The organism is candidate division KSB1 bacterium, from assembly GCA_034506395.1.
Lineage (GTDB): Bacteria > Zhuqueibacterota > Zhuqueibacteria > Thermofontimicrobiales > Thermofontimicrobiaceae > Thermofontimicrobium.
On sequence record JAPDPQ010000018.1, the window covers coordinates 67,778 to 82,208 of the forward strand.

At 45.8% G+C, this 14,431-nt stretch carries 10 protein-coding genes; 5 read left to right on the forward strand and 5 right to left on the reverse strand.

Annotation, left to right across the window (positions count from 1 at the left end; all coding sequences use genetic code 11):
- Positions 1–180: 180 nt before the first annotated feature.
- The 3 genes from ONB37_12540 to melA all read left to right on the forward strand — a co-directional run bounded on the left by ONB37_12540 (position 181) and on the right by melA (position 3,864).
- Positions 181–357, forward strand: coding sequence for a hypothetical protein (locus ONB37_12540; GenBank protein ID MDZ7400982.1), 177 nt, complete (start codon positions 181–183; stop codon positions 355–357).
- A 397-nt stretch (positions 358–754) separates the two neighbouring features.
- On the forward strand, positions 755–1,690 hold the full coding sequence (locus tag ONB37_12545; GenBank protein MDZ7400983.1) for a glycyl-radical enzyme activating protein: 936 nt from the start codon (positions 755–757) through the stop codon (positions 1,688–1,690).
- 845 nt (positions 1,691–2,535) lie between these two features.
- Positions 2,536–3,864, forward strand: coding sequence for an alpha-galactosidase (melA, locus tag ONB37_12550; protein MDZ7400984.1), 1,329 nt, complete (start codon positions 2,536–2,538; stop codon positions 3,862–3,864).
- Between the two features lie 174 nt (positions 3,865–4,038).
- On the opposite strand, the gene ONB37_12555 is transcribed toward melA, so the two are convergent.
- The 4 genes from ONB37_12555 to ONB37_12570 form a co-directional block, all read right to left on the reverse strand.
- Positions 4,039–5,124: a site-2 protease family protein gene (locus tag ONB37_12555; GenBank protein ID MDZ7400985.1), complete on the reverse strand. Its 1,086-nt coding sequence runs from the start codon at positions 5,122–5,124 to the stop codon at positions 4,039–4,041.
- A 99-nt stretch (positions 5,125–5,223) separates the two neighbouring features.
- A complete protein-coding gene (locus ONB37_12560; GenBank protein ID MDZ7400986.1) occupies positions 5,224–5,730 on the reverse strand; it encodes a pyridoxamine 5'-phosphate oxidase family protein in 507 nt (168 codons plus the stop codon).
- A 707-nt stretch (positions 5,731–6,437) separates the two neighbouring features.
- Complete coding sequence (locus ONB37_12565) at positions 6,438–7,229, reverse strand: tetratricopeptide repeat protein (protein ID MDZ7400987.1); 792 nt, start codon at positions 7,227–7,229, stop codon at positions 6,438–6,440.
- A gap of 341 nt (positions 7,230–7,570) precedes the next feature.
- Entirely contained in the window at positions 7,571–8,704 is a 1,134-nt protein-coding gene (locus ONB37_12570) for a xylose isomerase (GenBank protein ID MDZ7400988.1), read from the reverse strand.
- An 812-nt stretch (positions 8,705–9,516) separates the two neighbouring features.
- On the opposite strand from ONB37_12570, the gene ONB37_12575 reads away from it, so the two are divergent.
- Both ONB37_12575 and ONB37_12580 read left to right on the forward strand, forming a co-directional pair.
- Positions 9,517–10,869: an MATE family efflux transporter gene (locus tag ONB37_12575; GenBank protein ID MDZ7400989.1), complete on the forward strand. Its 1,353-nt coding sequence runs from the start codon at positions 9,517–9,519 to the stop codon at positions 10,867–10,869.
- Between the two features lie 363 nt (positions 10,870–11,232).
- A complete protein-coding gene (locus ONB37_12580; protein ID MDZ7400990.1) occupies positions 11,233–12,207 on the forward strand; it encodes a phosphodiester glycosidase family protein in 975 nt (324 codons plus the stop codon).
- Between the two features lie 114 nt (positions 12,208–12,321).
- Here ONB37_12580 and ONB37_12585 read toward each other — a convergent pair whose 3' ends face one another.
- Positions 12,322–13,887, reverse strand: coding sequence for a hypothetical protein (locus tag ONB37_12585; protein ID MDZ7400991.1), 1,566 nt, complete (start codon positions 13,885–13,887; stop codon positions 12,322–12,324).
- Between the last annotated feature and the right edge of the window lie 544 nt (positions 13,888–14,431).

The following is a 14,431-nucleotide window of genomic DNA, read 5'->3' on the forward strand; positions in this document are numbered from 1 at the left end:
TCACTTGACAATTATAAATATTTTTTTATTTTTATCTCAAGAGTGGGTGATTGCATTTCGTCTTAGTGATGGCTGAAGTCTGGATTATGGATTTTGGATTATCAGCGAATGAAAAAAATGGTTCTCAATGGACCATCACGCAATAAACCAAACATTCACCTAAATTAGGAGGGAGCAAATATGCGTCTCAGCGCACCGAAAAAATTCACCTGGTGGATCTCTCTGATTCTCGCTATTATCGCCATTGTCTTTCAGTGGCTCTTGCCTAATGTGCATCTTTTCACTGGTTGGCAATTCGTATTGTTGCTGGTCAGCTTTGTCCTGTTATTCCTGAGCACCTTTGTCAAAGGACTTTAGCGTTCAGGCTGAACTTGATTTGATGGAATGAACTCAAATCGCGCCTTTAGCTGAGTCAGCCGACAAATCCCTTTATACCACTTTGATTGGTTGGATTTCCAAGACCCGGCCGTTCTTGTAGCGGTGCGGGTCTTTTTTATTGATCGAACAATTGAAAGCTGATTTTTCGCTTGATTCTAAAGAGATAAATTGAGATATTAGGCATCGATTTGAATTAGATCGCATCTTTTTCAATGGTCAGATTCTTTTGAAAATTGAAAAAATGTAATCCTTGCTTCGGAATGCAGGTGTTTCTTGATTAGATGATCAAACCGGCAAAATAACCTTTCGTTGCCGTATGTATTGACAATCCCTGTTCGATCATTTTTAAATTTTAAAAATTGATGATGCGGAGACAATGAAAGGACTAATTTTCAATATTCAGCGCTTCTCCATCCATGATGGGCCTGGCATTCGGACGACGATATTTTTAAAGGGCTGTTCATTGCGCTGTTTTTGGTGTCATAATCCCGAGGGAAGGCAGGCGCAGCCTCAAATTCAATTTTTCGCCGAGCGATGCATTGCCTGCGGCCAATGTGTTTCGATCTGTCCCAATCAGGCCCATCGTTTGGACGGCAATTTTCATTTTTTCATTCGAGAAAATTGCCGGGCCTGTGGTGCCTGCGTGCAGGTTTGTTATGCCAATGCGCTGGAACTGATCGGTCGCTATTTGACAATTGATGAAGTGATGGAAGCAATTTTACGCGATCGGGTATTTTATGAAACCTCGAATGGTGGTGTTACACTATCAGGTGGAGAGCCGCTGTTGCAAGCCGATTTTGTCCAAGCTCTGCTTCTGCATTGCAAGAGAGAGGCTTTGCACACTGCCATCGAAACATCTGGGAATTATCCGTGGTCCACATTGGAAGAGCTACTCCCAGCGATTGATTTGATTCTGATGGATTTGAAATTGATCGATCCAGTCAAGCACAAAGCTGCCTGCGGCGATTCTAACGAGCGAATTCTGGCCAATGCAAAGAGATTGGCCCTCACCGACAAACCGATCATCTTTCGCACTCCAGTCGTGCCAACAGTAAACGACTCGTTTGAAGAGATCGGAGCAATTGCCAAATTTGTCCGCAGTTTGGTTGAATTGCGGTCAAAGCATCTTAATGGGAAAGGAAAAGGGGCAGAGATTAAATTAGAACTCTTGCCATTTCATCGGTTGGCTGGTGACAAATATCGCAGCCTTGGCATGGAGTATAAAGCTAAAAATTTAGAGCCACCCTCGAAACAACGGCTCAGGGAATTAGTTACCATAGCCGAAATTCATGGAGTTGAAGTGATCCAATGATTGGGAAACTGGGGGAGCAGGTATCTGGGAGGTCAGCTATCCTCTTGACTACGAATCTGAAAATTTTATAAAGCGAATTGATTAGAGGGTTGACCAGTCTCATTTGGGAGGGAATCAAGGAGCGTGTCCACAATTTTGATGGAAGTGGTGCCCTATTGAGATATCGATTGAAATTAATAAGGGCCTGAACAAAAACCATCAAATTTGAATTAAAAATTTCATTCCGAAAAAAGTGAGGTATCTGGTTCCATGTCGATTGTTGGACTTGCAGATTTCTCCCATCCAACTGGCTACTAGCGTAACCTTAGCGAATGAATGGGTAAAGATTGTCATTATGAGCATGCGCCGAGTGACCATTACTTTCAACTTGAGCTCAAAAAAATTTTAGAACCGTTAAAACGGTTATTGAAAGCGATCCGAGTTTGTCATTGTTGCCTAAATGAATTCAGGCATTAATGACAAATTAATAGGGGCTGCTGTCCGCCTCTGCGGTCTCTAAAAAAATATCTTACTCGAACGCTAATACTCAGTTGGCGGATCGCTCAAAATAGCATTCCATTTCTTAAGTTGACGCCAAAGGCCAACTGGCAGGTCGAAATGATAAAAATGTAATTCTTCGTTCATGCGCTGATTAGCCTCGGCTATAAAATGCAAGATTCAATCAAGCTGTTCCAATCCTGCGAATGCATAAATCTTATTAAAAGTGATTATTTGACTCAATTATAAGTAGAGATGCCTGTCCGCCAGCCAGTAGGCTTCATGACAATATTTTATGCTTTTGACATTTCGAAACAGAGACGAATTAGATAATTGAGACGAAACCGAACAGAGGAGGAAAGCGATAGATGCACAAGATCGTTTTTATTGGCGCTGGCAGCCTTGGGTTTACGCGGGGCTTGGTTCGTGATCTGATGACTTTTCCGATATTGAGAGAAGCAGAGATCGCGTTAGTGGATATCGATGCCGAACGGCTGGAATTTGCCAAGAAGGCTTGCGAAAAAATCATCAGAATGGGCAATTATCCTGCACGAGTCACAGCCTCATTAAACCGCCGCGATTTGTTGAAAGACGCTGATGCGGTGCTGGTCACCATACTCTGCGGCGATACCAATATCTGGCAGCACGATATTTTGATCCCTATGAAATATGGCATCGATATCAATGTTGGAGATACCCGGGGACCATCGGGAATTTTTCGAGCGCTGCGCACGATTCCCACCATGCTAGACATTTGCAGGGATATGGAAGAACTTTGTCCCAATGCCATCCTGCTGAACTATACTAACCCTATGGCCATGCTCTGCCATGCCATGCAGCGAGAAAGTTTCATCAAAGTGACGGGTTTGTGCCACAGCGTCCAAGGTACAGCCGAGATGCTCGCTCGATGGATGGGAGTACCATTTAGCGAGCTGAATTTTACATGTGCGGGCATCAATCATCTGGCATGGTTTATCAGGCTGGAACATCGTGGAAAAGATCTATACCCCAGGTTGCGAGAGGTTGTGATGAACAATGAAAAAGTTTACAACGAAGAACAAGTGCGCAATGAAATGTTTCTGGCCCTTGGCTATTACGTCACCGAATCCAGCGGCCATAATTCCGAATACAACTGGTGGTTCCGCAAACGGCCTGATTTGATCGAGAAATACTGCACCCATGGTACCGGCTGGAACCCAGGCCATCATGCCTTTATTTTAAACGAATACCGCAACGCTGAACAGACTTGGAAGAATGATTTTTTGAATTGGCTGAACAGTGATCATCCGATTTCATTGGAACGGGGTCATGAGTATGCTGCTTACATTATCAACGCTTATTTGGGCGGCGAATTGTACGAGTTCAATGGCAACGTGCCAAACACTGGATTGGTCACTAACTTGCCCGAAGGCGCTTGTGTCGAAGTTCCAGTCCTTGCCTCCCGCAAAGGCTTTGAGCCGATCTACGTCGGCCGTTTGCCCGATTCCTGTGCCATTCTAACCAACCTCACTGCCCAAACCGAAATGATGGCGGTGGAAGGATTTTTTCAAGGCGATGCTATGATGATCTATCAGGCCATCGCTCACGATCCATTGACGGCAGCGAAATTATCGTTGGCTGAGATTCGGAACATGGTAAGGGAGATGTTTGAAATGAATCGGGAGTATTTGCCGCAGTTCAAACTGGTTAATCTCTAAGCAGAATGTCCGGAAATAAAATTGTTCGGAATTCAGGCATCAGCCTTTTATTCGTTGATAAAAGCCTGACGGCTTAACTCCATAGAAAAAGCAGACAGAGCGGAAATAGAAGCGTGGTGATAAAAGGTGAACGTCACCCTTGTAGGGCAAGATGTCATCTTGCCCTACAGATCATCACGCCTCCCTCTTTTGCAGTGCCGCATGGATCATCATAAACTCCCCGATATTTTCCATGTTCAAAAGTCCTGCAAGTTCATTGTTTGAGATCACGGGCATGATGTGACAATCGCAGCTCTGCAAGCGTGCCATGGCCGATTGCAGCATTTCGGATGGCTCAGCAGTTTGAAAATCAGTTGCCATAATTTGCTCGACGCGAGCGTCCTTTCCAAGCTGTGCCAGACCTTTCATCAGCGCGCTGCGCTCTAAAACGCCAACTACATTGCCATTTCGGGTCACGGGAAAATCCTGCTGGGAACCCGCCAATATCAATTCTATGGCTCGGGATAACGGATCTTCAGGATGGAGCGTTTTGAAATCGGTGATCATGGCGCTGCGCACGGGAATGCCATCGAATGCGTAGCGCACCTTGGCCATATTGGCTTCCTGGGCCGCTCCGATCCAGACGAAGAAGGCAATGAACAGCAGAAACGGATTACCGAAAATTCCGATCAAGCCGAACAGCAGCGCCATGCCCTGGCCGATGGAGGCAGCGAGCTGAGTGGCTCGGGAATATTCCATCCGCATGGCCAACAGCGCCCGCAGCACTCTACCGCCATCCATGGGAAAGGCAGGCAGCATGTTGAATCCCGCAATGAAAATGTTGATGACCAGCAACCGCTCGAGCAGATTGCCTCCCGTTACCGAAAGATTACCCAATGGCTCCAGCCCTGCACTAACTTTCAGCACAACATATAAAACAATCGCTAGCACCACATTCACAGCAGGTCCTGCCAGCGCCACCCATAGCTCCTGCCGCGGCTCGTCGGGCATCTTTTCCAGCCGCGCCACGCCGCCGATGGGCAGCAGCGTGATGTCCCGAGTTTTGATGTTGTATCGTTGCGCCATCAGCGCATGGCCGAATTCATGCAGTACCACAATGCCAAATATCAACAATACAAAGAAAATTCCATTGAGCGTCATCGCCAGATCATGCCCCCGAAGCCAATGGCTGAGCGCCACCCACAGGATGATCAGCACAAAGGTGGCATGAATGAAAACGGGAATACCCCGATAGGTGCCGAGTTTGAGTGACCATTTCATCACATTATCTCCTTATCAATTTTATCGAACATATTTTGGTCAATTCAAATTTCTGATATTTAGATGAAATTGTGGGGAATAGGGTTCTGATTGAGCCAATCACGGAATCCACTGGGACACCTCCTGGAAACGGGTGACATGAAAATAGCGCACCACATCGATGCGGAACAGCGCCGTAGAAGCGGAATCGAGGAAATCTGCCAGGTAGGGATGGCGATGTTTGAGGCTGGCGATGCCCTGCTCATAATCACTGCCAGATTGAATTTCTGTCGCTTTGCCCGTGATGGTCACTGCCTCGACCTGCGTCATGTCGTCCTGATGCTGGCAGCGGCTATCGATCACCAGCGCCACCTGCCGACATTGGCTGAGCAATTTGTACTTTCGGGTGGCCACAGGCGTGGTAAAAAAGAACTGTTTCAGATCATCGCTAAAGGCATAGGCGATCAGCGAGCCGTACGGCTGGCCCTCTCCTTGAGTGCACAGCACGCAAAACCACTGCTGGCTCACCAGACGGCGGATGCGATCTTGCAAATTCGAATTCTGGGATGTGGGCAATTTATTGATTTCGAATTCAAGTTCGAAAATGGGTTCATTGTTCGATTTCATTGTTCCCTCAATTTTGAGCCACTACAAAATTTTCCCACTGATGATAAAATTGCCGCTGAGAACTTTAATTAATATTGTACCCGCAGCTACTTCATGATCTGGACAGATGATTTAGAAGAGAAACATTGCTCCAAGCAGCAAGCATTCCAGCGAATCAACAAAGTCAAGGAAAGCAAATTTTATTCATAGAGCCGCGGCGCTTAATATCAGTTACATTGGCTGTGAATCTTTGAAACCGCTGGAAGCACTAATGTTTTTCTGTGGCTCATGTCCAAACTTTGAGTCCAAGATTAAGAGCACATTTTCGGCGAATCGAAGAAGTTTTGAGCTGAAGCTCTAAATCTGTTTGATTCTCTATCTGCACAGGAAGGCAGCGCCGCTCCAATTGAAATGAAATTCTCGATGGGAGTTTTTTATTATCTGCAATCAACTTTATGCCCAAGTTTTTTCGATCAACCCCTTTTCGATTCATTCCAAGTTAAAAACTATCAGTAAGATTTTCAAAATAAAAAATGGCAGAATAATAACGCACAGTCATCATTCTGCCATTTTTGCGATCAACAGCCCCATCTGTTGGTAAAAATTCCATTGCAAGAGCAAGCAAAAGTGCTCATTGATTCAAATCGCTTTGAGAAAATCATATTATTCGAATGATCGGTTTGTGCAAAATAGTTGGATTTTCGAGCTCTCAGGTCGAATGGACATCTTCATTTTTGCCATTCGGCCAGCGTTGCCTTGACTTCGCTTTTAATGACCGCATCTTCTGCCACCCCTTCGATGACCTCGGTCTCTGCGAGAATATCTTTCATCATTTGGATGGCGCGCTCCTTTTGATCCTGAGAATAGAGCGCTTCAGCCAGGAATTGACGGGTATTCAGATTTCGAGGAGCTAACTTGTAGCTCTGTTCCAGAATCTCCACTGCTTTTTTCTTAGACGGCCAGCTCAGCACCAAGGGGATCTTGGGGGCTTTATAATAGACTCGCCCTAACACCCGATAGCCACCGGCCTCATCGAAATTGGGATCGAGCTGGATCACTTTTTCGCAATGCTCTTTGATTTTGCCAGCGACTCCTTCTCGCGCGGCTTTCATGATGCCATATTCTTCACCCCAAACACCCCAGACAATGGCGGAGAACAGATGAATTCCGACCGATTCGGGGAACTCTTTCAGCCCAGCTTGCCCCAGTTCCTTCCCCAAATCATAGATCTTCTTGCGTTCTTCGCTATTATTGGTGGTATATTTCCCCTTGAAATAATAAGCGCGGATCAATTTCCAAATCGCTTCTTCTTTTTGAGCACCCGTAGAAGACTCAATGGCCTTCTTGTATAGCGCAATCGCTTTATCGATATTGCCCGGATCCGCAAGCAGCTTGTCATGATGGAATACCGCTCCTCGGTTCTCATAATAGCTATCCGCCTGCTGGAGAAAATCCTGCGCCGCAAGATTGAGAACCCAAATTGCCAGAAAACTCATCGCCAATAGACTCATTCGCTTCATTGTTTTTCCTCCCGTGACTTGTGTTTTTTGGTTCAGAAGTTAGTTGGCCAACCAGAAAGCCAAAAACATTGTTGGATATCTATCCCGTGAAATAATCACTGATTGCCAAATATCCCAATCGGCCTTAACATCTGCAATAGATATGTTCCGCTAAGCGCCATGAATCATATCAGAGTCTAAGCAGACATAATGCAAAGTGAATATCAAAATCGCAACAGATTTGAACGAGAAATTTTGCTTTATTGATTTCGAATCAAGCTGATTTTCGCTTTTCTGACCTTAACAAGCGCGAGTATCGCTTCTCGATAGCTGGATTCCAATGACCTCGCAGATCAATTGAATTAGCCCTTATACATTTTATTGAAAGCAACCTGCGCTTGAACCACCGCGTCTCGCATCAGATCCTCTGCTTTGGCTGTCTCGCGATTACGCAAATATTGGAGCAATAGATCTGTGTTCAATTGTTTAGCAGCCTGATCGCAGGCTTCCCAACTGAGGATGCTTCGGATGACACGATCGATCCCTTGTTCGGTCGAATCGTAGGCCCGAGTCTGCATATCATGTCCTTTCCAACGAGCATATCCAGCCTCCTGAATCAGTCCAGCGATCGCGATATTCATCCCATTCACCCTCGTCCCATGGTCAATATCATATTTGCCGGGGCCGCCGAGGATGATGCCATCGTTATAGCCTTGGCTGTTGAGATGCATGTGCATCATGGCGTGGTTATCCAGTTCCTCGACCGTGTCATAGACATGATCCAAACCGATCATTTCCGAATGACCGAACTCTTTATTAACGCCTTTATTACGCCTGGAAATGCCGAATTCCTCCTGCAGCTTTCGCCAGAAGATGAGCGCACTGGCAACCGTAGGGATAAGCATTGCTGGGTGGCCTTCATTGGGCTTTGGTTCGAAAGCGATGAATAGCTTGCCCCCTAATTTTTCTTCGTACTGACAAAACCGAGCTACACTCTCTTTCAAATTCTGATACATCTGCTTGATCCCCACAGAAGCGAGATCATAACCAAACGAGCCGTTCCACAACACCAAACTAGGGGCTTTGCCAGGATCAGGATGCCAGGCTTTGCGCAACGGGCCGTAAGCCAGATCAAGCGTGCGCTGGCCGAATTCCTCTGCAGCTTTGCGCTCATTCGGATCCAACGATGAAATTCCTCCATACGCAAAGCGGCTATGCGCCCCTGGTGTGATCATCGCTAAAAATAGCTTATTATGCACCAGCGCATCCGCAACGGCAGCAACATTACCCTCGTTCACCTCAGTGTCATAATGGAGCTCGATCCCTAATTCGATAGACTTGGGGAGTCGCGGGGCAATCTTCTCTGCCACCAATTGGATCATCTTTACTGTGTCGAAGTTTTCATTGCTCCATTCGGGCCGAATATCGGCAGGGACAAAGCCCCCTTTGCCAGGATTAAAAGTCCAGCGGCAGATGCTATGCAGCGATTTCTCCATCGAAATTCCTCCAAAGATTTTTTCATTTAGAAGGGAAATATGTGAACCGAAAAAAGCGCATCGCTCTCAATGATGCATTGGAAGAATAGATTTAAAAACTAATCTTAATTACATCCGTATGCGCAAAACAGCCATGTCCCACATGCAAATTATAGGGCAAACAGCTCAATTTTGATCCTAAAATATAACAAAAAAATTTCAAAGTCAATTCTTTTCTTTTTATGGATCAATGAACAGGCGAATCAAGAGCTTTATGACAATTCATGCTACAACTGTCCTATAAAAAACCGCTCAGTTGAAGATGTTTCGGATCAATTTTCAACCTTTGATAATCAATTCCATCAGGGCGTTGCATTTTCAACATTTCTCAACGAAAACGATTAGCCTTTTTTGCAAAAATGTCATTCCGAACGAAGTGAGAAATCTGGTCACTGTAAGATTACTTCTTTTACAGATTTCTCCCTCTGGTCGAAATGCCAGAGAGGTGAGTTTTCGTTCAAGCATTAATTTGCGGCTCGAATTCTAACAACATATCGTTGGTCTTAAAACCCTGGTTTAAATTCCTTCCCGAAGACAAACTGCCGAATTATGATATCAAATCAACCGTTGTCATTTAACAAGAGAACTTTACATCGAATCCGACAAAACTTATTTTCATTTTTAGGGTAAAAAGGGTATCAAAAATATTAGAATTGAATCGGAAGCGAAAATCAACAAACCAAGGCAGACCTCGATATCAGCTTTGGTTAAGCTTTGACATATAAAACAATTGAGCTGAGAACGAGGAGGTCGAAAATGGTGACGGAGCGCGAATGAAGCGGTTGACAGGAACGGCCACAAATATCACACAGGGTTCGATCAGTGCTGGACTGTTTCAATTGGCATTGCCTGCCATGATATCGATGTTAGCGATCATGCTGTACGAATTCATCGATCTATTCTGGATCGGCAAATTAGGCGCAGAAGCAGTGGCTGCTTTGGGCGCTGCTGCGTTTGTGCTGTGGACCATTAAGGCGCTGGCCAATTGTGTGGCTGCTGGGCTCAATGCACTGATTGCCCGAAATGCTGGGGCTGAAAACTTTCAACGGGCCCAGATGTGGGCGTCTCAAGGCTTAATGCTCACTGTGGCCTTCGCGATGTTTATTGCTGCCATCACTTATCTGGCGAATTTGTTCCTATTCGACCTGCTTGGACTGGCTCCTGCGGTCGCACGCAATGCCCAACGCTATACGATGATCACGACGCTATCGCTGGTTTTCATTTATGGTTCGGTTTCGTTAGATACGATTTTTCGCGCCATGGGCAATACGTTTATCCCGATGGTTATCATGGTGACCGGGCTGGCGCTCAATGCAATTTTGGATCCCGTGTTTATTTTTGGATGGCTGGGGGCACCGAAAATGGGGATGCCAGGCGCAGCGCTCGCTTCTGCTCTGGCCCACTTCGCTTCGATGTTAATGCTGCTATTCGCGTTGCCTCTTATCAAAATACGATTGAAGGTTCAGTTCCATCACTTCCTCATTCATGCGCGACAGGTGCTTGAGATCGGAATGCCTATCGGCCTGCTGGGGGCAATTTTTTCTATTATCTATATCGCCCTATCGAAAAACATCGCTTATTTTGGAACGGTGCCCTTGGCAGCCATTTCCATTGCTCACCGGATTGAGGGCATCCCCTTTTTCATCGCCTTCGGGTTTTCAACGGCAGTTGCCACGGTTGTAGGTCAAAATTTGGGGGCTGGCAAGCCAGATCGAGCGGCTCGCGGTGCGCACCTGTCATTAGCTTATGCTGTTGCCTTCTTATCAATCATTTCAATCAGTTTCATCATCTATGGCAAAGACATGATGCGAGTTTTCATTGACGAGCCTGCTGTCATCGACGAAGGTTATCGGTACCTCTTCGCCGTCGCCGTGTTTGAGATATTTCTGGCCGCCGAAGTGATTTTAGAAGGAGCTTTCACCGGTGCTGGCGATACCAGACCTCCGTTCATGATTTCGATCCCACTTACGGCGCTCAGGATCCCCATGGCTTACTTGTTTTCAATCGTGCTCGGCTATGGCGTTGTTGCTATTTGGTGGACCATTAGTTTCACCACCGTGTTGAAGGGCATTACGTTTTTCTTGTGGTTCCAGCGCGGCCACTGGAAGCATCGTCAGATCGGATAATTTTGCTGGCATGTTACTCATTTTATCGAGGATCGCCCATCGATCAATTCAAAGTTGCTATCGATCCATTGCGATCCTCGCAGTTTGTTCAATCGGTGCTCCATTCAATTGGAAAAAACGGAGATCTACAATATAGAGAATAGTTCAAAATAGAGTTGTCATGCCTGCAAATGCAGGCAGCTCATTACATGCTATTGTTCAGAATGAGTGATATTTTTGGATCCAAAGACGGGACATTTTCATATTCCCTTTTGTTCATTTTAAAGGCCCCAATCATAATAAAGTTTTTTTGGGTACCTTTAGCCGGCTTTCCATATGAGCAGAACGATTTTGGTTTAGCGATATCTATTATTGGGATTATGTATGGATCGTTTGAATAGTAATATTTTGATCGAACAAATCGAATCAGTTGCTGCTGGCGTCTCATGCCACATGATCGAATTGTGGCGTGATGATACCCTTCATGCGCAAGGCAGAGCCGTTTTCATCGATGTTCAAAAAGTACAATTGAAGATCGAATGCTTTTTTGATCTGATCGAGCATAATTTTTTGGGCGTGGGCCAGCTTCGTTCTCAACAATTGCCCAATTTTGGCATGAGTCTTTTCGATTATATTGACCCAATTAAGCGTCAAGCCCGACAGTTAGATGGAGAAGAATTGGAGCACATCTTGGTGGCCTGCAATACAGTGCACACGAATTTCGTCCGTGGTAATGGTTTCGTTATCAACGAGGGGAAGCTGATCCATAAACCCGAAGGTGCCATCGGCATTGATGGGAAAGAATATATTCCGCTCAGTGGGCGATTTGACTGCCTAATCCTTGCGCCTTTACCAGCCAAAGTCCATTCAGTTCTGATCGAAAAAAATAGGCTTCGAAGTGAGCTGACGATCGAATTGGCCATTTCAGGGCCGCAGATCATTCAACATGGATGCAACACTGTCCGATGTATTCCTGTTAGAACTCGGGATAGAGGACAGACGATCGGTAATGAGATCAACTACTCTCCTTACTGCGATCGGACCTCCTTCACTTGTTTTGGCATCACTGACCAAAATGAGCTGATCATTCTTTCAATGTTCGCTGGTAATGCCCAGGAGCAATCGGGCTACCGATATTATGTGTCCCAACCGAACGTGGGGATAACGCTGAACGAAATGGCTGAACTGCTCATTCAGTTGAGAGCCAAAGAGGCCATCGCTGGGGGAGGATCTGGAGACACGCAGCAATATATCAAAGGCAAGGGGCTTTGGGTTTCCATGCCGCGCCCGCAGCCCCAACGCGGCCAGGTAGCCGGATTGCGCGGCCTGGGGGCAATTCTATTGGTAAAATCCCGATAATTCATCAAAGGGATTCAAATAGATCAGGCAATATGCAATTACAGTAGTCCAATGGTTTGCTCCATTCAATTCTCAATCTCGATCCAATTTGCATCGCCCAAAATGACGCGATCATCAGCTTAGCCACACTTCAAAACGATGTACACCATGGACAGAGAACTCTGCATCGAGATAGGGGCTGGCTTCGATCAAAACGTTTTGAAAAGGCCAAGGTTTGCCATCGAATTTTGCCTGACTGGCTTTTGTGGAGGGTGGTAATAAAAGATGCAACCGCAATTGGGCCTCGCCCTCCAGAAGGAGCTGAATCCGCTCCTTTTTCGGATGCCATTCAAATTCATAGCGGATCCCTGCATCTGAGGCAGCATACCCCACCTGGACCTCGGCATTTTGCACATCAGCAACGACCCAGCGCGGGGAGAGCTTGATATTTTTAAAAAGACGTGATTCATCAACAACGCCCGCCAGGCCTTCGATAAAAGCATAGAGCATGGCGGATGATCCCCACCCATCGGTTGGCTGGGCATCAGGGCTGGTGCTGGTCTCTAAAGAAGCAGGCGTGCCATCGGGAAAATACCAGAGGTAGGTCTCCCCTTTTTCGTAGATCATCTTCGCGTATTTGATTAGCGTTTCGAAACCATATTGTTCGAAACCATGCTCGAAAGCAGCGCGGGCCAGTTCGCCACCGACCAGCGGCATAATCCCACCATTGCAATAGGCGCCAGCGACCAATTTCGGATCGCCAAAAAGGCCATCTGGGAACGGGGGATCAATTGAGAACCACTCAGCAAAGGCGTTCGTGAGTTGCTTCCGGCGCTGATATTCGCGAAGAATGGCTACCGCCATGTCGTGAGTGGCAAGACCTCGGTTGATATCCATTGGGTTGGAAAGCGAAAGCTGCTCAGTTTCATTGACTCCAGGCATCCGAAACTCGTCCAAAGGGACACGATGGGCATAGAAGCGGCCGTTCCAACACAATCGATTGGCGCGTTCCCGAAGACCTTGACCGAGTTGCTGCCAATAAGATGCGCGTTCATTGTTTCCCAGATGATGATACATTTTTGCCAATAACACGCATGCTTCATAATAGCCAGAGTTATCGCCATGCATGATGCCCCAATGAGTCCGCTCAGATATTTGAAAATTGAGCCATGGCTGATGTTCATCCACAAAGTCAAAATCCCAAGTATCGATGGTGTAGGCCCGTTTCACTAGGCCATGGGTCGCATCCCAGCGCCAAGGATGATTAAAGATGTAATTCATCGCCCGCTCGGCATGCGTCAAAATCTCTTTCAACCACGTAATATCACCAGTTGCTTGCCAGGCTAAAAAGATCGCTTTGATGAAGCGAAATTCCACATCAGCTTCTACTGGGACGCGCACATATTTAGTCCAGTTCTCTCGATCCATGGCGCACGAGACGAAATCGAAAATCGACCCATTGGCCTGCTGCGTAGCGGCAAAATGCATAACCGCACTGGTCATCTCAGGATCAAAATATCGAGCACCGCGCAGCATATCCGAATGATCCCTTAGCCAGATCGCGTTGCAATCTGGGCTGCGATAGCCATGTACTGGAACATTGTCGATAACATAACAAACTTGATCTTGTTGTAAAAAGCGCTGAATTGTTGGATTAAAATTATCGAATATTTCGTTTTCAGTTTTAAAATAGGTTTTCATTCATTCGCTCCTGTCGTCAAAATATTTTCATGATCGGCGTGCCTAAAAAATATCATTTGGACGTTTTCAATTTAAGCTGAATTTCTAAAATGAGCTCAAACGGCGCAAGTAAAAAATTTTTGCCCCGTGAAAAACATAAAATAGCCCTAAAGTGTGATCCAATAAAATAGCTGTTGTGCTCTTTCGAGCGTTTCGTGGGGCTATTTTTGAATCGTGCATTTCATTTGAGAATTTCGGGTTTAATTTCCATTTTTTTTACAAGCCGACAATAAAAGTACCATGAACAGAGGCTCTGATTCCATTCGCTTATGGCGACGGGATCAAACCTCCAAGAAAGAAATAAGCTGTTGATGACACATTTCGGGCGATAATATACCAAAATAATCTGATCCTGTCAACCTCCGAATTGAAAAATAAGACATGTGAATGAAATATTCAGCCGATTTGATGGCGTTAATCATCGCGCCCAAGAACGAATGCAATACGGTTTTGAATTTGTGATAAAAAATTTATTTGTTTTATTGCAAATTAAGTTTATATTGCT